Raw genomic sequence first — 17,448 nt, 5'->3', positions numbered from 1 at the left:
ATAAGGACTATTTAGTCCTTATTTTTGTTTAAATGATTATTTAATTTATTACTATTTGAAAATGTTTTTATTTTATTAAAATTAAAGTCCATAATAATAAATTTATTATTTGATTTCATTATAATAGAATCAGAGGTTATATTATAAAGATTATAATTAACTTCTGTTTTAAAATTTTTACTTTCTCCAGTAGAAGTATTAATAATACTTAAATTATTATAACTTTGGTAAACGATATATTTATCGTTAAACAACATTTCATTTATAGTATCAGAGCAATTTAACTTATAATTATAATATTTATGTTCTGAATTATTATAAATACTAGCTATATAATTATTATCAGAATAACTTAAGTAACCAATAGTATCATTGAAGATGTAAAATTGAAGTATATTATCCATATTTTTAAGTATTTGCTTAATAACTCTTAAGTTTCCAGTTTTAATATTTAAAGATATAATTTGTGGTGGTGAATTTTTTTGCTCAACTATACCATATAGATGATTATCTTTGTAGTAAAAGTCTCTAAGTAATAAAGATGGGGTTTCAGGCATAAATCCATTAAAACTATCTATTATTTCATTAGTTCCTTTTTTTAGTACAACAACAGCACCATCATAAGAAACTTTTATTGTTCTATTTTCATCAATATCTAAAGTATTTGGAGCATAATTAATATCAAAGTCTAAATTATATTCTTTGTAATTTTTGTCATATTCTAATTTTTTAAATTTACCTTTTTTAGAAATAATATAATCACCAATTATAGTTGTATTATAAGGTTGTGATTTATTATTTAAAATTGTTGTATATAATTTTTGTGATTTTGTATTGAAAAAGTAATTTTCAATCACTATATTATCATTAGACCTATAAATAGCAGATGTTTTATTTACATATTTTAAAATAGGTTTTTCTATGGATAAATTATTATTAAAATCTAATGGTAAAGATACAAAAGTTTTAAGATTTTCATCAGTATTTTTTATTGTGTATATTGTATTTTTATAAAGTAATAAATTATCTTTATATAAAGGAGCTGTTGTATTTAATATTTTATTGTTATCTATAGAATATAAATAAATTTTGTTTTCAAAAAGAAATGCGGCTTTATTTAAATCAATAGTAACAGGTATTTCAGCACGAATATTAGATTTAAAAATATTAGTTGATTTATTAGTATTTAAGTCAAGTATATTTATAAAAGAACCTTCTTTGTTAATACCTGAATATATAAGTTTATTATCAGTTACTTCAAAATCTTTTATAGTAAAAAGATTATTAGAATTTTCTACTCCACTTAATAGTAATTGAGTTTTTTTGTTATTTATATTGATAGATATGATTTCTTCAGATATTAAGTCATGTATAAAAATAAAGTTATTATTACTTTTAGCAGTTGTAATATAAATAGATTTATTATTATCTTTATTTAAGTCTTTTAAATTAAAAATTTCCTTTTTGTTAGTATTATTTTTATTATAAGTTGTAAGAATTAAATAGTTTTTTTCATTTATATCATTAGTATTTCCATTTGATGTTGAAAGTGTAAAATAGTAATTTGAATTATTATTAGTAAAAAATATTGAATTAAATTTATTAGAATCATATTTTACAAACAACACAATTACAAAAGCAATAACAATAAATATATATGTTATTATAGTTGTTTTTTTCATATTGATTAGTTAGTCCCTCCTAAAAGTGTTAATAAAATTTAAAAAATTTATGCTTCACCATAAGTAGAGGAAAAGTAAAGAATTCCCGATTTTTTAACTTTAAAATTAAAAAAATCACTTTTATCATTAGGTTTAAAGTTTGTAATCTTATAAATTTTTGAATTTTCCTTTTCTAAAATTTCAGCATCTAAATTAGTTTGAAATTCATTAATTTCAAAATTATATTTAATAGCTTCAATAGGATAGCCAGTTAAAAATAATTTAGATCTAATAGATAATTCGGGAGTTGTATGAAATACTATAAGTAGTAATGCAAACACACCAATTAAACTTAATAATATTTTTTTTAATTTGATTCTTGACGGATTAAACTCTTTAGAAAACTTTCCCATAAAATACCCCTTATTTAATAAATATATTTATATTATAACAAAATTTACAAAAATTTCTATAAAAATATAGAATATTTATTTTTTTTGACTTTTATAAGAACTAATTTAAAAGAATAAATTTCAAAATTTTTATGTTAAAATATAAAATGTTATTGAAATTTTGTTTGGAGGATTTTTATTTTATGGAGTATATAAACGATATTAATATAAATGAAGCTGTTATACATATTTTAGAGAGTAATGGGGGAGAACCTATATTAAATGAATATTCATTGGATTTAAATGAAGATATATATAAATTTATATTTAAACATATAGAAAAGTGTTTTAAAGATGAGGAATTAAAGTATGCTAAATTTAATGAAGGAAGAAGCATTGTAAAAGAAGTAACACAAGATTTTTTAAATGGGATAGATAATGATTTAATAAGCCTTTCAAAAGAACTTGCAAGACAGATGTTTGCAATAATGAATGGAAATACTAATATACCTTCTTGTGATTTAATTATAGCATCTGTAGTAACAGATAAGGGACCTATGATTGCAATATTAAAAATGGATTATATAAAGAATTTTACACATAAAGTAGATTTTATAGATAATAAAATAGGAATTGGAATAGTACCTCAAGCAGCAGGACTTCCAGGAAGTTCTCAAAAGATTCAAAAGGCAGCTTTTATAAAGCCTATAAGGGAAGATGACAAATATAATCTTATGGTGCTTGATAAGCAAAAGAAAAGTAAAAACGAAGATGAATATGGCGCAAATTATTTTATAAATAATTTTTTAGGATGCTCTATAATAACTAATGAAAGAGATATGACAAAAACATTTTTAAAAGCTACAGAAACTTGGACAAGAGAAAAATTTCAAGAAGATGCAGATAGAGCAGAAAGAATTAGATCAACAGTAAAAAATAAACTTAAAGAGGAAGAAATTATAAATATTGATAATCTTTCGGATGAACTATTTAACAATGAAAGTACAATGAAAAATGAATTTTCAAGTTTTGTTAAATCGCAAGGAATTGAAAATGTAGAAGTAGATAAAACTTGGGTTGAGAAAAAGTTAAAAAGGGTAAGGCTTAAAATTGATAAAGAAATAGATCTTTATATAGATGAAGAAGTTTATAATGATCAAGATAAGTTTGAAATAGTAAGAAATGGTGATGGAAGTATAAATATGGTAATAAAAAGGGTTAAAAATTATATAGAAAAATAAGAAAGTTTATTATTATATTTAAATAATTAAAATAAAATTTAGAAAATATAATTTTTATTAAATAGGGATTAAAATTATCTTACTTGCAAATAATAATGTAGTAAATAAAACAAAGGAGTGGTTTTATAATGGCTACATTAAGATGTGGAGTTAATGAATGTGCTCATAATAAAGAAAACTTTTGTTGTAATCAATCAATAAAAGTTGGTGGAGTTCATGCAAATATTGCTGCACATACAGCATGTGAGAGCTTTGATGAAAAAGGCAATGAAATGACTAGCTCAATTGAACAATCACCAAATCCTAATATGGCAATTAGTTGTAATGTATCTAATTGCATACATAATGAAAATCAAAGATGTGTATCAAATTATGTTGATATATCTTCAGGTGTATCAACTTATGGAAATACTACACAATGTTCATCATTTACTCAAAAATAAAAAAAGTCTTCTACCAATTAAATTGGTAGAAGATTTTTTTATAATATATTTTCTATAGTTATATTTTGTAATTTCATTAATCTTTCAGCATTATATTTAATCAAATGAAGACTCACGAGAGAATTACTAAGATCTTTTGATTTTACAAGAACAGTAAGTTTAACTGATTCATCAATTATAGAATCTATATCTAGATGATTAAGGTATATTGTGTAGATAAAAGCATTTGATTTTAATAAATCGAGTAATTCTACACTATAATTATAAGCAGTTTCAAAATCATTGTTATCTATTGTTTCTTCTAATTTATTACTTCTAGAAATTATATCTGAACAAAGTGTTTGAATTTTTGAGTCAGAGAAAACAATGAAAGTAGTAACTGTTAAAAATAATATTAAAGATACTATTATATTTTTCATTTAATTTCCTCCTTTTGTGTATTTATCAAACAATTGATATTTAAAGTTTCCTTCTGTATCATAAAGCGCAATTAAAATTTTTTTAATATCGTGTAGTCCATATTTTTTTAATTCTTTTTTTATCCATTCATCATCCTTATTGACCTTAGTTAAAGGATTTTTATTAATCTTACCATCTGAGATTAATATTTTAGGAAGTTTAGGACTTGTTTGATTAGATTTACTATTTTCCTTATTACCTTTAGATTGATTTTGAGTTTGAGAAGTTTGGGAATTAGAAGTACCACTAACGGTATTAGGTAATATTGATATGTGACCATTTGTTTCTAATATTGCATATTGTATTTCTTCCAAATCAAAATAACCAAGTAAACGAATTTCCTCCATAAGTTCATCTATATTAATTTGTTGACTTTTAAGAGCAGAATACATTATTTTACTTTTATAAATAAGTATAGCAGGTTCACCCTCTATTAATCTTCTTGCAAATTGACATTTTAATTGTATTTGGGATAATAATCCCTTTAAAAGCAATAAAGTTATTATCGGCACTATACCTAATATAAGAGGAAGCCTAGCATCTTGCATAGGTATAGAAGCTAAATCTGAAATCATTATAGTTATTACAAACTCATAAGGCTGAAGTTCGCCAATTTGACGCTTTCCCATAAGTCTCATTGTTATTACAACTATTATATATAAAATAGTTGTTCTAAAAAAAATATTAAACATAAATAACACCTCATAAATAATATTTGTAAATTTAAGTGTTTTATTCAAAATATAAATATAATAAGTTTTATCAGGGAATAAAAAGTAATATAATTATATTAAAACTAGGTATAGCTACAGGAGGAGTATATATGACAAAATTATATATAACATTAGAAGATAAAAGTTCTGTATCAGTAGATGAGGGATTGAGGTTTAAAGATTTTATAGATAAATATTATAAAGATGAAGAAAAAGATATAGCATTATGTAAATTTAATGGTGAGTATTATGAACTAATGAAGGAAATACCTTCTAGTGGAAAATTAGAAAAAGTTTATTTTAATACTGTAGAAGGAATGAATGTGTACACAAGAACATTACAATTTATTTTTATAAAAGCAGCATTAGATTTATTTAAAGATTCAAAAATAACAATAGAGCATTCAATAAGCAAAGGCATTTTTGGAGAAATTCATAAAGAAAAAGCTTTATGTTACGATGACATTATAAAAATAAAAGAAAATATGAAGAATATTATAGAAAAGGATATACCTATAAATAAAATAAAAGTATCAAGAAAAAAAGCGATAGATATATTTAAAAATTATAAAATGGATGATAAAGTTAAACTTTTAGAAAGTGTAGATTTTGAAAATGTAAATTTATATGAATTAGAAGGAAGATATGACTATTTTTATGGAGAAATGGCATATTCAACTGGAGTAATAAAAGCTTGGGATTTAATGTTTTATGAGCCAGGCTTTATATTGAGAAGACCTACTGAGGATAATTTAAATAGTTTACCACCATATAAGGAACAAAAAAGACTATCTAATATATTTTATGAAACAGAAAAATGGTTATCAATATTAGATGTTGGGGAAGTTGGAAGCTTAAACGAAAAGATACTGTATAATGGTCTTAAAGATTTAATATTAGTTTCTGAAGCACTTCATGAAAAAAAGATAGCAGAAATAGCAGATAGAATATCAGATAAAAGCGGGGTTAAAATGGTATTAATTGCAGGACCATCATCTTCTGGTAAGACTACTTTCGCAAATAGACTTAGTATACAGCTAAGAGTAAATGGATTTATGCCAGTTCCTCTTAGTATAGATGATTATTTTGTAAATAGAGAAGATAGTCCAAGAGATGAAAATGGAGATTATGATTTTGAATCAATATATTCAGTAGATCTTAAAACTTTAAATGAGCACTTAGAAAGGTTGTTAAATGGTGAGGAAGTAGAAATACCAACATATAACTTTAAAAAAGGAAAGAGAGAGTGGTGTGGACATAAAGTTAAGTTACCTCAAAATGGAATACTTGTTTTGGAAGGTATACATGCTTTGAATCCTGTATTAACTCAATCAATAGGAAATGAATATAAGCATAAAGTATATATTTCTGCTTTAACTCAATTAAATTTAGATAATCATAATAGAATACCAACAACTGATGTAAGAAAAATAAGAAGAATAGTTAGAGACTTTTTATCAAGAGGATATGGTGGAGAAGAAACATTAATGATGTGGCCTTCAATAAAAAATGGAGAAAAGAAAAATATTTTTATATATCAAGAAGAAGCCGATGATATGTTTAATTCAACACTTGTTTATGAGCTTTCAGTTTTAAAACCATATGCTTTAAATGAACTAAAAAAAATAACAAAAGAAAGTAGTGTATATAATGAGGCCCAAAGGCTTATATCATTATTAAATTTCTTTAAAGAAGTAGCAATAGATAAAGTTCCAGAAAATTCAATACTACGTGAATTTATTGGAGGTAGTTGTTTTTATAAATATTAAAATGAAAGGGGCTTTAAGCCTCTTTTTATTTTAGAATTTTTATATAGTAATATAATTAAAAAAGGTAGTAGTGCTATAAATATTAAAAAATAATAAATTGAAGATAGAGAGAAACTTGTTAATTTAGTACAAATGTAGTTAAATTATTATAGAAAAAATAAATGAGGTGTAAGGAATGGAAACTAAAGAAGTTAAAGATTACATAAAAACAATATCAAAGTCATCAGCATATTTTATATTTAGAAATGGACCAGTAAAAAAACTTTATGAGGAAGGAAAGTTAACTGATGAGGAAATAAAAGAAATGCAAGAGTATCTTCAAAATCATTTAGCTTATCTTTATAATGTATTATTAGAAGAAAATAATATACAGAAATTTGATTTAATAACATCAACAATGAGTAAATTTTATGTAAATGATGATTCAGTAGTGGAATTAAAAGATGATGGATTTGATAATTTCTTTGAAAGTTTATTTAATCCTGGAAATAATAAAAATAGTGGATTAAAATTAAAAAAATAGTTAAATAAAAAGGAGATTATATATTTTTATATAATCTCCTTTAAATCTGTTATGCTTTTTCTACTTTTACTTTTTTATATTTTAATACTTCATAAAAATCGTCAAAAGATGCTTTTTTCATAGAAAAATTAAAAACTGTTTTTTCAAACTCTAATTTAATTAAGTAACTTTCTTTTGATTTTTCCTTATATTTAACTAAGTTTATTGCTTTATAAGGAACATTATAATACATATAATAAAGTGAACCATGTGTAAGTAATAATTTAGAATTTATAAATATATTTAATATTAAAAGTAATATTATTATAAATGATAATACCTTCTCAATCATTGAACTTTGATCAACACACATCATATAAATACAAGCTATTACAGCAAGTATAATTATATATATAATTGATGATAAATTATAATTTTTAAGGACTACAAAAGGTCCTTCTTTTTTTAGTGCATTTCTTTTAAAATAATTCTTTAAAATAGCAAATGAATAGATAATTATAAAAGCTAATTCTATAATTACAAATAAATCCATAAGAATTCACCCCTTAATTTTAAATTGCATTAACAGTAAGTTAAATATAACATCATTGTATGAACAATAAATTAACAGCTTTTAAAATAAAATTTAATGACTGTATTTAATAGTATTGATAAAAGTTATAATAATGGATTAAACTATAACTAAATAATAGTATTTCATTAAATAATAAAAAATATTTTAGTTTATAAAATTTATTCATAGGATAAGGTGATAAATATGAACAATGTAGGTGTTTTTGATATTTTAGGTCCAATAATGATTGGTCCTTCAAGTTCTCATACAGCAGGTGCTGCAAGACTTGGAAAAGTTGCAAGAGCGGTAGCAGGAGACGAAGTTATAAAGGTAATATTTTATCTTCATGGATCATTTGCCAAAACATATAAAGGACATGGAACTGATAGAGCGTTAGTTGCAGGAATACTTGGAATGGAGCCAAGTGATAAAAGACTTAGAGATTCTTTAAATATTGCAAGAGAAAAGGGATTAGATTTTTCTTTTGAAGAAGTTGATTTAGGAGATGTGCATCCAAATACAGTTAAATTTGATATGATAACTAAATCAGGAGAAAGAAGAGAAGTTATTGGTTCATCAATTGGTGGTGGTGGAATAAAAATAAGTGAAGTAAATGGAAATAAAGTTGAGTTTACTGGAGATTATCCAACACTTATAATAGCTCAAAAAGATGTCCCAGGAGTTGTATCTAAAGTAACTACACTTCTTTATGATAAAGGAATAAATATTGCATTTATGAGTGTGTTTAGAAAGCAAAAGGGACAAGGAGCAAATATGGTTTTTGAATTAGATCATGGAATTGATGATGAAACAATAAATAAAATAAAGAATATAGAACATATAAGCAGAGTAATAATGATAAATCCTGTTAAGGAAGGTGAAGAATAATGCAAGCAAGAAGTGGAGAAGAACTTTTACAAATATGTGAGGAACGAAATATTTCTTTAGCAGAATATGCTATTGAGATGGAGATGGAAAAGTCAGGCGATTCAAGAGAAACTGTTATAGAAAGAATGAGAAAAACTATAAAAGTTATGATTGATTCTGCTACAGAAGGAATGGAAAAGGAAGTTTATTCAGTAAGTGGACTTATTGGAGGAGATGGATATAAAATACATGAATATTTAAAATCAAATAAAACATTAACTGGTACAACAACAGTACTTGCAATGGCAATGGCATTATCATCATCAGAGGTTAATGCATCAATGGGAAGAATAGTTGCTTGTCCTACAGCTGGTTCATGTGGAATACTTCCGGCAGTTATATTAGCAGCTGGTGGTAAGTTAAATAAAACAGAAGATGAACTTATTATGGGGCTTTTTGCATCAGCAGCTATAGGAACTATTATAGCAATGAATGCAACAGTATCAGGAGCAGAAGGAGGTTGTCAAGCAGAATGTGGTTCAGCAGCTGCAATGGCATCAGCAGCTACTGTATATATGATGGGAGGAAGCACAAAGCAAAGTTTAGATGCTGCTGCAATAGTTCTTAAAAATATATTAGGACTTGTGTGTGACCCAGTTGCAGGTCTTGTTGAAATTCCTTGCGCTAAAAGAAATGCAGCAGGAGCTGTTAGTGCACTTTGTACAGCAGATTTAGTTATGGCTGGAGTAGAATCAAAAATTCCATTTGATGATACAGTTTCAGCTATGTATAAAGTAGGAAGACAATTACCACCATCATTAAGAGAAACTGCAATGGGGGGAGTTGCAATAACAAAGACAGGAATTGAGCTTAGAAAAAAAGTTTTTGGAGAAGAATAAATATATAGTAATAAGAATGGTTATTTAGAATACTATAATAACTGAAAGTACTATTTAAGGGATTTAAATTGGATTATACGAAATGAATGATTTTAATGAATTTATAAATGAATTTTCATCATTATTTGAAAATAATTTTAATAATAAAAATAATTCAAACTGTAATAATAGTGGAACTTCTAACAATAGTGCAAGTTCAGATCCAAATGAACAGTGTAGTGATGTTCCAGGAGGATTTCAAGATTTACATCCACAAATGTTTGTGCTTATTGGAGATATAATTGGTCAAGTAATGTCAGGAAATATGCCATTTAATATCCAAAACTCTATAGGAAACTGGTTTGAGTTAATAGGACAAGTTATTTTAACATATAGTGCACAACAACAATATTTTCAAAATGGACCAGGAAGATATTATAATAGAAAATATAAAAATGTAGGAAATCCTTTTTGTGAACAAAACCCAACTCCAGATAATGCAAATGATGGAACTACAAGTTCAATAAACACAACAGAATCTACTACAACTAATAAGAATATAAAATATGAAGAAGAAATAAAAAAACTAAAGTCTGATATAAATAATCTTGTTTGTGAAGTAGAATTATTAAAAAGAGAATTACAAGATGTAAGAAAAAGATAAATTTAAAGCTAGGGGAGCCATAAGTTTTGCTGAGATTGAAATTAAAAATTTCTAAACCCTTATTACCTGATATGGTTAGTACCAACGTAGGGAGTGCTTATTTATGAATATAAATATATTTAATAAATTGAGTATAACCTTAAGGTTATACTCAATTTTTATTTTGGAGGGATTTTATAATGAATAAAGAAAAAAACTTAACTTACAAATTAGTATTAAGTGGATTGCTTATTGGAATATCTGTACTTTTTGGAACATTTTCAATACCTATGTTTGGAGCAAAAATATCTCCAATTCAACATTTTGTAAATGTTATTTCAGGAATAACTTTAGGTCCTTGGTTTGCAATTTTAAATGCATTTTCTTCATCATTTATTAGGAATATATTAGGAACTGGAAGTTTGTTAGCTTTTCCAGGAAGTATGATTGGTGCATTATTTGCAGGTTTATTTTATAAATGGTTTAAAAATATGTTTTCTGCAGTTATAGGAGAATTTATAGGGACAGGAATCATAGGTGCTATGCTTGCATATCCAATAGCATCTTTATTGCTTGGAAAAGAAGCATCATTATTTTTATATGTAATACCATTTTCCTTAAGCTGTATAGTTGGAGCAATTTTTGCATATGTCTTCTTGAAAATATCATTAATAAATAAAATATTAGTTATGAAAAAAGATAATATTTAAATTATTAATATTAGTTTTTAAATGTTTTGATTAATATTAAATAAGATATAGATGTAAATAGAATTTATAAAGATTAATAAATTTTAATGCTACTTTATATAATTATACAAATGACTACTAAACAAAGGAGTGTTACAGTGAAAAAAATTATAATAAATATAGTTTTATTAATAATTTTATTTGGCATACCATATTTACCATACAAGAAAGCAGCAGATTATACATGTTTTGATGGAAATGGAGTTAATTTAATAGTTCAATACAATATAAATAAAGAGGAACCATTAGTTATAAAAGGTTCTTCTTATATAAAAGCATATGCAAGTGTAAATAATTTAAATGATATAAATTATTCAGAAGTTAATGCGATTGGAAATACTCCATATAAAGAATTATCTACATTTAATTTAGGTAAACCTAAGTATGTAGATTTTTTAGTTAAGGGCAGTTTTGTTGATGATATAAATAATATTGATACTTTAACATTAAATGTGTATGATTGGTATCCAATTGGAAAACATATAAGAATTATGGACACAGTATTGTGGCACAGTTATAACTTAAGTTTAATATTTAATTATTTGGTAGTTATAATTATAATTGTTATAATTTATAATATAAGAAAGGTCTTTTTTAAAAGTTTATAATTATTTATAAAAAGGTTGAAAGAAGAGGGATAAGATGAAAAACATAGGGGAAGAAAGAATTTTAATAATTGAAGATGATCAAGATATAAATGGATTAATATATAGAATTTTAACTAAAGAAGGATATAATGTTACTCAAGCTTTTTCAGGCAGTGAAGGAAGATTATGCATAGAACTTTATGATTATGATGCTGTGCTTATAGATTTAATGTTACCTGGAATAAGCGGAGAAGATATAATAAAAAAAATAAGAGAAGAAAAATTTATGCCTATTATAGTTATATCAGCTAAGACGTCACAAATAGATAAGGTAAATGCATTAAAAATAGGTGCGGATGATTTTATATCAAAACCATTTAATATAGAAGAATTACTTGCAAGACTTGAAGCTCAACTTAGAAGGTACAAAAAATTTCCACAAGAAAAGTTTGAAGAAGAAGTTGTTTTAAGATATAAGGAAATTGAATTAGATAAGGAAAAATTAGAAGTTAAAGTTAAGGGTGAGTTAATACCTTTAACAGCAAAGGAATTATCAATATTAAAATTATTATTAGAAAATCCTAATAAAGTGTTTACAAAGGCAAATCTTTTTGAATCAGTATGGAATGAAGAATTTTTAGGTGATGATAATACTATAAATGTACATATAAGTAATATACGTTCTAAAATAAATAAGATAGATAAAGAAAATGATTATATAAAAACAATATGGGGAATTGGATTTAAGTTACAATAATACATGCTAATAATATTTAATTAAGACTTTCTTAATGTTTAATTTAATATATCTTTTAAAATTTACATTAGACTCTATATATAAACATTAATAAGAAGGTGAAAAAATTTTGAGAGAAAATATAGTTATTACAAGAAATGTAACAAAGAAATATATAAATAAATTTGCAGTAAATAATATTAATATGACTATAAAAGAAGGAGATATTTATGGTTTAGTAGGTAGAAATGGTGCCGGAAAAACAACCATAATTAAGATGATTACATCATTAACAGATGAAACATCAGGTGAAATAGAGTTATTTGGAAAAGTAAATAAAAAAGAAAGAATAAAAGAACACTCGAGAATTGGGGCAATAATAGAAACTCCAATGTTTTTTCCAAAATTAAGTGCTAAAGATAATTTAGAATATTATAGAATTCAAAAGGGAATTGTAGAGAAGGATTCAGTTGATAAGACATTAAAAATTGTTGGCCTTGATAAAACAGGAAATAAAAAGTTTAGAGATTTTTCTCTTGGTATGAAGCAGAGATTAGGTTTAGCTCTTGCAATACTTGGCAATCCAGATTTTTTAATATTAGATGAACCAATAAATGGATTAGATCCAATGGGAATTAAAGAAATTAGAGATATTTTAATAGAACTTAATAGAGTAAAAAGAACTACTATTTTAATTTCAAGCCATATATTAAGTGAACTTTCTCAACTTGCAACATGTTATGGATTTATAGATAATGGAGTACTTATAGAAGAATTATCAGCGGAAGAATTAGAGGAAAAATGTAGACATCATATATCTATAAAAGTGGACGACTCTGAAAAGGCATCAGTTGTATTAGAAAAATTAGGCTGTAAATCTTATGATGTATTAAATGGAAATAATTTAAGAATTTATGATTTTATAAATGAACCTTATATAGTTAATTCTATGTTAGTAAAAGAAGGTATAAAGGTATATCAACTCCAAAGGATTGGAAGTAATTTAGAAGATTATTTTTTACAATTAGTTGGAGGTGATAAAAATGCTTAATCTAGTTAAAGCAGAGCTTTATAAGTATAGTAAAAGATCATTTATATATAAGTTACTTATTGCACTTATAGGATTGATTGCTTTAATGATGTTAGGAATTGATTTTTTTGATGGTCAAGGTATAACAAGAGAAATTATTATAGGAAGCTTTGGAATGACCTTTAATTTTATTCTTATGATTGTTATGGTATTTGCAGTTGTTTTTTTAGATGATTATAGAGAAGGTACATATAAAAATATTATAGTGTCAAATTTAACTAGAACTGAAATATATTTAGGAAAATTTATAGCTCAAATAATATTAGCTTTCATATGTATGATTATTTGTATAATAGCATTAATTATAGCATTAATGTTTTTGCCATCTGATGGAATGTCTATAAGTTTGCTAAGCAACATTATAAATAGATTTTTGTGTTCAATACCTTTATATATAGCTGGAATTTCCATTGCAAATTTATTAGCTATAACTATAAAAAGAGGAATAATTTATTTAATATATTATTTAGTTATTGGAAATATAGGTGGTATAGTTTGGATTATGGAGACTTTTGTATGGAAAAAGTTTAATATTCTTAATAATATTTTGCTAACTACATTATTATCTAATGTAGGCTCAATAAATACAAGTAATATAACTTTATTATTTTCTGTTTTAGGTGGAATTATATATACAGTGATATTTACTTCAATAGGAATATTTATATTTAATAGACAGGAAATAAAATAAATTATGAAAATAGATGTTGGTGATTAATTTGCAAGGAATAATAATAGTATTCTTATTATTTATAATTATTATTTTAATAATATTTTTAATTTTACTAATAAGAAATATAAAAGCGCTAAGGTTTGATGTTGAAAAATTAAATAATAGAAAAACAAATGAATTACTTAAGATTAAATATCCTAGTATAGAAATTGAAAAATTAATAATAGAAATAAATAAAAGTATAATTTTAAGAAAAGAGACAGAAGAAAAATATAGATGTATGGATTTAGAACTTAGGCAGGCTATAGCAAATATATCACATGATTTAAGAACGCCATTAACATCAATTATTGGATATGTTCAGTTACTTAAAGACGAAAGTATTGATAAGGATGTAAAAGAAGAATATTTAAATATAATAGAAAAAAGGTCTATAGTTCTTAAAAACTTAATATCAAGTTTTTATGATTTATCAAGACTTCAAGCTAATGAGTATGACTTAGATATAGAAAAAGTTAATTTAAACAATATATTGTGTGAAATAATAGCAGCCTTTTATGAAGAAATATCAAGTAAGGGAATAGAACCTAGTATAGATATAGATGAAAACTCATACAAAGTATATGGCGATAAAAAAGCTATAAATAGAATATTTACAAATTTAATTAATAATATATTAAAATATGCAAAAGACTGTGTAAGTATATCATTAAAAAAAGAAAATGATTATATAATAACTAAATTTTCTAATAGAACAGATGAAATAGAAGAAATAGATGTAGATAGAATTTTTGAGAGATTTTTTACTGTTGATAGAATGAGAACAGGACAAAATACTGGACTTGGGCTTGCTATAACTAAAATTTTAGTTGAAAAACAAGGACATGATATATGGGCTGAAAAAGATGAAGATTTAAGTATAATTTCTATAATTATAAAATGGAAGATTGTATAAATACAAAAAGTGGCGAAATATTTCGCCACTTTAAATTTATTTAAGTTTATTTTTTTTATCAAAATTTAATTTTAATTCTTCTTCAACAATACCAAGTGATATAAATATAGAGAATAATGTTCCAAATAAACCAATCATTGATACTAAATCATCTGTAAGATTTAATGTTGATTTAATTATACCAATAAAAATAATTGAAACAATACCAAGAATAATCCAGAGTTTACCTAATTGAGTATTTGCAAATCTCCAAGCTTCTTTAGATTTCATAGAGCGCTTTGTTCTAAAGCCATAATTTTCATTTATATCACTTGGGGGATTGATAGCAAATAATACCCCGAAGATTATCATTGCAACTGGTAATAAAAAATCAACGAAATGACTTAATGGACTCATAAAATCTCCTCCTTTTAGTACGAGAAATATTTTTTATTTATATATATATTATATCATGTAAATGTTATCATATGGTTAATTTAATTAACTAAATTTGTAAAAATAATATTATATTTAAGTGGAATTTGTTAAAGTAAGATGGTATAACTAATTATATGAAATATATGAGGAGGATAGACTAAAATGAATAATTTAGAGAAGGTTTATCATGCTTTATATAAGTTCTATGGATATAAAACATTTAGAGAAGGACAACTTGAAATAATAAATACTATATTAAATAAGAGAGATGTTTTTTGTCTTATGCCAACAGGTGGTGGTAAATCTATATGTTATCAGATTCCAGCAATATTATTTGAAGGAATTACTATTGTAATATCCCCTTTAATTTCACTTATGAAAGATCAAGTGGATAATTTAAAAGAAATAGGCATAAATGGAGTTTATATAAATAGCACATTAAACAATGATGAAATAAAAGAGATACTTAAAGATTGTTCATTAGGTCTTTATAAGATTATATATATATCTCCAGAAAGACTAGAGTCAAATTATTTTAAAAATATGATGAATGATTTAAATATATCTCAAGTTGCTATAGATGAAGCACATTGTGTTTCAGAATGGGGACATGATTTTAGACGGAGTTATAGATATATAAATAAATTTTGTGATAATTTAAAAAGTAAACCAGTTGTTTCTGCATTTACAGCTACAGCAACAGATGAAGTTAGAAAAGATTCAATAAGGCTTTTAGGATTAAAAAAACCTTACATATACTTAGGAGATATAAATAGAAGTAATTTAAATATACATATACTTAAGGAAGCTTATAAAGAAGAAGAACTTAAAAGTATAATAAAGAGTCATGAAGATGAATCAGGAATAGTATATTGTAATTCAAGAAAAGAAGTGGAAATTATATATGAAAATCTTAAAGATTTAGGATATAGTGTTTTAAAATATCATGCAGGAATGTCTGATGAATTAAAGCATGAGTCACAAGAAGATTTTCTGTATGAAAGAAAGTTAGTAATGATTGCAACTAATGCTTTTGGAATGGGAATTGATAAATCCAATGTAAGATATATAGTTCATGTAACATTGCCTAAAAATTTAGAAAGCTATTATCAAGAGATTGGAAGAGGGGGAAGAGATGGAGAAGAATGTGATTGCTATCTTTTTTATTCAAGAGAAGATATAAGGCGAGTTGAGTTTCTAATAAATAAAAGTAGTGTAATTGATAGACGTGAAGTAGCACTTAGAAAACTACAATCTATAGTTAATTATGCTGAATATGAGGGATGTTATAGAGAATTTATACTAAAGTATTTTGATAATAAATATATTACCAATTTTTGTAACAATTGCACAAATTGCATAAATAGTGATGAAATTCAGGATTTTACAAGAGAAAGTCAAATTATTTTATCAACTATATTTAGAACAAGAGAAAAATTTGGAATATCTGTTTTAGTTGATATATTAAGGGGAATAAAGGGACCAAAAATAATACAAAATAAATTAGATAGTATTACAACTTTTGGACTTATGAAAGAATATAGCAATAAATTTATAAGAGAAATAATAAAAGGTTTAATACAATTTGGATATGTAAATTTAAAGCCAGGAACATATTCTATGCTTATATTAAATAATAAATCAATTAAAGTATTAAAGTCAGAAGAAAAAGTTTTTATGAAAATAGAAAAAGATAGTGAAAAGATATTAAATAAAGAACTATATAATGCTTTAAAATCATGGAGAAGAATTAAAGCAGTAAAAGAGAATATTAGACCTTATATAATATTTTCAGATTCTACCCTTATAGAGCTTGCAAATAAAAAGCCAGAAGATAAAGATGAACTTATGAAAGTTAGAGGTATGGGTGAAAAAAAACTTTTAAAATATGGAGAAGAAATAATAAATTTAATAAAAAGTATGACATAGAGATTATATTTATGGTTATATTATTTTGAAAATACAATAAATATAAAGTAAAAAAATTTTAATAACTTTTAAAAAAGTAAACTGATAGAAATTAAAAATAGATATAGGATTTATAATAATTTATACGAATTATCCTATATCTATATAATATTCTATTAGTTTATTTTTAT

Annotated in this window: 20 protein-coding genes and 1 riboswitch; of the genes, 14 read left to right on the top strand and 6 right to left on the bottom strand. The window is 24.3% G+C overall.

The genetic code is table 11. The features are described from left to right. Positions 1 to 11: 11 nt before the first annotated feature. The gene (locus AC4FQW_RS11275; RefSeq protein ID WP_491149118.1) at positions 12 to 1,682 is read right to left on the bottom strand and encodes a hypothetical protein; all 1,671 of its coding nucleotides are present in this window, start codon (positions 1,680 to 1,682) and stop codon (positions 12 to 14) included. Positions 1,683 to 1,729: 47 nt separating this feature from the next. After that, a complete protein-coding gene (locus AC4FQW_RS11270) occupies positions 1,730 to 2,074 on the bottom strand; it encodes a YjcN family protein (protein WP_303129227.1) in 345 nt (114 codons plus the stop codon). A gap of 182 nt (positions 2,075 to 2,256) precedes the next feature. Between AC4FQW_RS11270 and AC4FQW_RS11265 the strand changes: the two genes are divergently transcribed. Beyond that, complete coding sequence (locus tag AC4FQW_RS11265) at positions 2,257 to 3,294, top strand: nucleoid-associated protein (protein WP_491149116.1); 1,038 nt, start codon at positions 2,257 to 2,259, stop codon at positions 3,292 to 3,294. Between the two features lie 128 nt (positions 3,295 to 3,422). Continuing rightward, entirely contained in the window at positions 3,423 to 3,737 is a 315-nt protein-coding gene (locus AC4FQW_RS11260) for a DUF1540 domain-containing protein (RefSeq protein ID WP_491149114.1), read from the top strand. A gap of 38 nt (positions 3,738 to 3,775) precedes the next feature. On the opposite strand, the gene AC4FQW_RS11255 is transcribed toward AC4FQW_RS11260, so the two are convergent. Then, a complete protein-coding gene (locus AC4FQW_RS11255; RefSeq protein ID WP_303129222.1) occupies positions 3,776 to 4,156 on the bottom strand; it encodes a DUF4363 family protein in 381 nt (126 codons plus the stop codon). Next, on the bottom strand, positions 4,157 to 4,888 hold the full coding sequence (locus AC4FQW_RS11250) for a DUF421 domain-containing protein (protein WP_303129220.1): 732 nt from the start codon (positions 4,886 to 4,888) through the stop codon (positions 4,157 to 4,159). It lies immediately after the preceding gene. Between the two features lie 131 nt (positions 4,889 to 5,019). Between AC4FQW_RS11250 and AC4FQW_RS11245 the strand changes: the two genes are divergently transcribed. Continuing rightward, complete coding sequence (locus tag AC4FQW_RS11245; protein ID WP_491149112.1) at positions 5,020 to 6,678, top strand: nucleoside kinase; 1,659 nt, start codon at positions 5,020 to 5,022, stop codon at positions 6,676 to 6,678. Positions 6,679 to 6,853: 175 nt separating this feature from the next. Continuing rightward, positions 6,854 to 7,201, top strand: a complete 348-nt coding sequence (locus AC4FQW_RS11240; RefSeq protein WP_303129216.1) for a hypothetical protein — start codon at positions 6,854 to 6,856, stop codon at positions 7,199 to 7,201. A gap of 49 nt (positions 7,202 to 7,250) precedes the next feature. Here AC4FQW_RS11240 and AC4FQW_RS11235 read toward each other — a convergent pair whose 3' ends face one another. After that, positions 7,251 to 7,733, bottom strand: a complete 483-nt coding sequence (locus tag AC4FQW_RS11235; RefSeq protein ID WP_491149110.1) for a hypothetical protein — start codon at positions 7,731 to 7,733, stop codon at positions 7,251 to 7,253. Positions 7,734 to 7,958: 225 nt separating this feature from the next. On the opposite strand from AC4FQW_RS11235, the gene sdaAB reads away from it, so the two are divergent. From sdaAB to AC4FQW_RS11190, 9 genes are all read left to right on the top strand, one after another. Continuing rightward, on the top strand, positions 7,959 to 8,642 hold the full coding sequence (sdaAB, locus tag AC4FQW_RS11230) for an L-serine ammonia-lyase, iron-sulfur-dependent subunit beta (RefSeq protein WP_303129213.1): 684 nt from the start codon (positions 7,959 to 7,961) through the stop codon (positions 8,640 to 8,642). Next, on the top strand, positions 8,642 to 9,520 hold the full coding sequence (gene sdaAA / locus AC4FQW_RS11225) for an L-serine ammonia-lyase, iron-sulfur-dependent, subunit alpha (RefSeq protein WP_303129211.1): 879 nt from the start codon (positions 8,642 to 8,644) through the stop codon (positions 9,518 to 9,520). Before sdaAB ends, sdaAA begins: the two co-directional genes overlap by 1 nt. Positions 9,521 to 9,602: 82 nt before the next feature. Next, positions 9,603 to 10,163 carry a hypothetical protein gene (locus AC4FQW_RS11220; RefSeq protein ID WP_303129209.1) on the top strand — a complete coding sequence of 187 codons (561 nt, stop codon included), beginning with the start codon at positions 9,603 to 9,605 and terminating at the stop codon, positions 10,161 to 10,163. Beyond that, a riboswitch (TPP riboswitch) is annotated at positions 10,164 to 10,274 on the top strand. A 68-nt stretch (positions 10,275 to 10,342) separates the two neighbouring features. Continuing rightward, positions 10,343 to 10,852 carry an energy coupling factor transporter S component ThiW gene (thiW, locus tag AC4FQW_RS11215; protein WP_491149108.1) on the top strand — a complete coding sequence of 170 codons (510 nt, stop codon included), beginning with the start codon at positions 10,343 to 10,345 and terminating at the stop codon, positions 10,850 to 10,852. A 137-nt stretch (positions 10,853 to 10,989) separates the two neighbouring features. Continuing rightward, positions 10,990 to 11,499 (top strand): hypothetical protein, encoded by a 510-nt coding sequence (locus tag AC4FQW_RS11210; protein WP_491149106.1) that lies wholly within the window; start codon positions 10,990 to 10,992, stop codon positions 11,497 to 11,499. Between the two features lie 34 nt (positions 11,500 to 11,533). Further along, positions 11,534 to 12,235 (top strand): response regulator transcription factor, encoded by a 702-nt coding sequence (locus AC4FQW_RS11205; RefSeq protein WP_303129205.1) that lies wholly within the window; start codon positions 11,534 to 11,536, stop codon positions 12,233 to 12,235. A gap of 109 nt (positions 12,236 to 12,344) precedes the next feature. Further along, positions 12,345 to 13,265 carry an ATP-binding cassette domain-containing protein gene (locus AC4FQW_RS11200; protein ID WP_303129204.1) on the top strand — a complete coding sequence of 307 codons (921 nt, stop codon included), beginning with the start codon at positions 12,345 to 12,347 and terminating at the stop codon, positions 13,263 to 13,265. Further along, positions 13,258 to 13,995: a DUF2705 family protein gene (locus AC4FQW_RS11195; RefSeq protein ID WP_303129203.1), complete on the top strand. Its 738-nt coding sequence runs from the start codon at positions 13,258 to 13,260 to the stop codon at positions 13,993 to 13,995. Before AC4FQW_RS11200 ends, AC4FQW_RS11195 begins: the two co-directional genes overlap by 8 nt. A 28-nt stretch (positions 13,996 to 14,023) precedes the next feature. Next, a complete protein-coding gene (locus AC4FQW_RS11190; RefSeq protein WP_491149103.1) occupies positions 14,024 to 14,932 on the top strand; it encodes a sensor histidine kinase in 909 nt (302 codons plus the stop codon). 36 nt (positions 14,933 to 14,968) lie between these two features. Here AC4FQW_RS11190 and AC4FQW_RS11185 read toward each other — a convergent pair whose 3' ends face one another. Then, the gene (locus tag AC4FQW_RS11185) at positions 14,969 to 15,328 is read right to left on the bottom strand and encodes an SdpI family protein (protein ID WP_303129198.1); all 360 of its coding nucleotides are present in this window, start codon (positions 15,326 to 15,328) and stop codon (positions 14,969 to 14,971) included. A gap of 183 nt (positions 15,329 to 15,511) precedes the next feature. Here AC4FQW_RS11185 and recQ point away from each other — a divergent pair, with 183 nt between their 5' ends. Continuing rightward, on the top strand, positions 15,512 to 17,278 hold the full coding sequence (gene recQ, locus AC4FQW_RS11180) for a DNA helicase RecQ (RefSeq protein WP_491149101.1): 1,767 nt from the start codon (positions 15,512 to 15,514) through the stop codon (positions 17,276 to 17,278). The last annotated feature ends 170 nt before the right edge of the window (positions 17,279 to 17,448 follow it).

This window comes from Clostridium sp. TJA085, from assembly GCF_058310235.1.
The sequence above is the reverse complement of the archived record's forward strand: the minus strand, read 5'-3'. Positions and strand labels throughout refer to the sequence as shown.

Coding starts and splice junctions, on each gene's coding strand:
- AC4FQW_RS11205 (WP_303129205.1), top strand. CDS start 11,534: ATGAAAAACATAGGGGAAGAAAGAATTTTAATAATTGAAGATGATCAA.
- AC4FQW_RS11220 (WP_303129209.1), top strand. CDS start 9,603: ATGAATGATTTTAATGAATTTATAAATGAATTTTCATCATTATTTGAA.
- AC4FQW_RS11250 (WP_303129220.1), bottom strand. CDS start 4,888: ATGTTTAATATTTTTTTTAGAACAACTATTTTATATATAATAGTTGTA.
- AC4FQW_RS11240 (WP_303129216.1), top strand. CDS start 6,854: ATGGAAACTAAAGAAGTTAAAGATTACATAAAAACAATATCAAAGTCA.
- thiW (WP_491149108.1), top strand. CDS start 10,343: ATGAATAAAGAAAAAAACTTAACTTACAAATTAGTATTAAGTGGATTG.
- AC4FQW_RS11265 (WP_491149116.1), top strand. CDS start 2,257: ATGGAGTATATAAACGATATTAATATAAATGAAGCTGTTATACATATT.
- recQ (WP_491149101.1), top strand. CDS start 15,512: ATGAATAATTTAGAGAAGGTTTATCATGCTTTATATAAGTTCTATGGA.
- sdaAB (WP_303129213.1), top strand. CDS start 7,959: ATGAACAATGTAGGTGTTTTTGATATTTTAGGTCCAATAATGATTGGT.
- AC4FQW_RS11245 (WP_491149112.1), top strand. CDS start 5,020: ATGACAAAATTATATATAACATTAGAAGATAAAAGTTCTGTATCAGTA.
- AC4FQW_RS11185 (WP_303129198.1), bottom strand. CDS start 15,328: ATGAGTCCATTAAGTCATTTCGTTGATTTTTTATTACCAGTTGCAATG.
- AC4FQW_RS11235 (WP_491149110.1), bottom strand. CDS start 7,733: ATGGATTTATTTGTAATTATAGAATTAGCTTTTATAATTATCTATTCA.
- AC4FQW_RS11275 (WP_491149118.1), bottom strand. CDS start 1,682: ATGAAAAAAACAACTATAATAACATATATATTTATTGTTATTGCTTTT.
- AC4FQW_RS11255 (WP_303129222.1), bottom strand. CDS start 4,156: ATGAAAAATATAATAGTATCTTTAATATTATTTTTAACAGTTACTACT.
- AC4FQW_RS11260 (WP_491149114.1), top strand. CDS start 3,423: ATGGCTACATTAAGATGTGGAGTTAATGAATGTGCTCATAATAAAGAA.
- AC4FQW_RS11270 (WP_303129227.1), bottom strand. CDS start 2,074: ATGGGAAAGTTTTCTAAAGAGTTTAATCCGTCAAGAATCAAATTAAAA.
- AC4FQW_RS11195 (WP_303129203.1), top strand. CDS start 13,258: ATGCTTAATCTAGTTAAAGCAGAGCTTTATAAGTATAGTAAAAGATCA.
- sdaAA (WP_303129211.1), top strand. CDS start 8,642: ATGCAAGCAAGAAGTGGAGAAGAACTTTTACAAATATGTGAGGAACGA.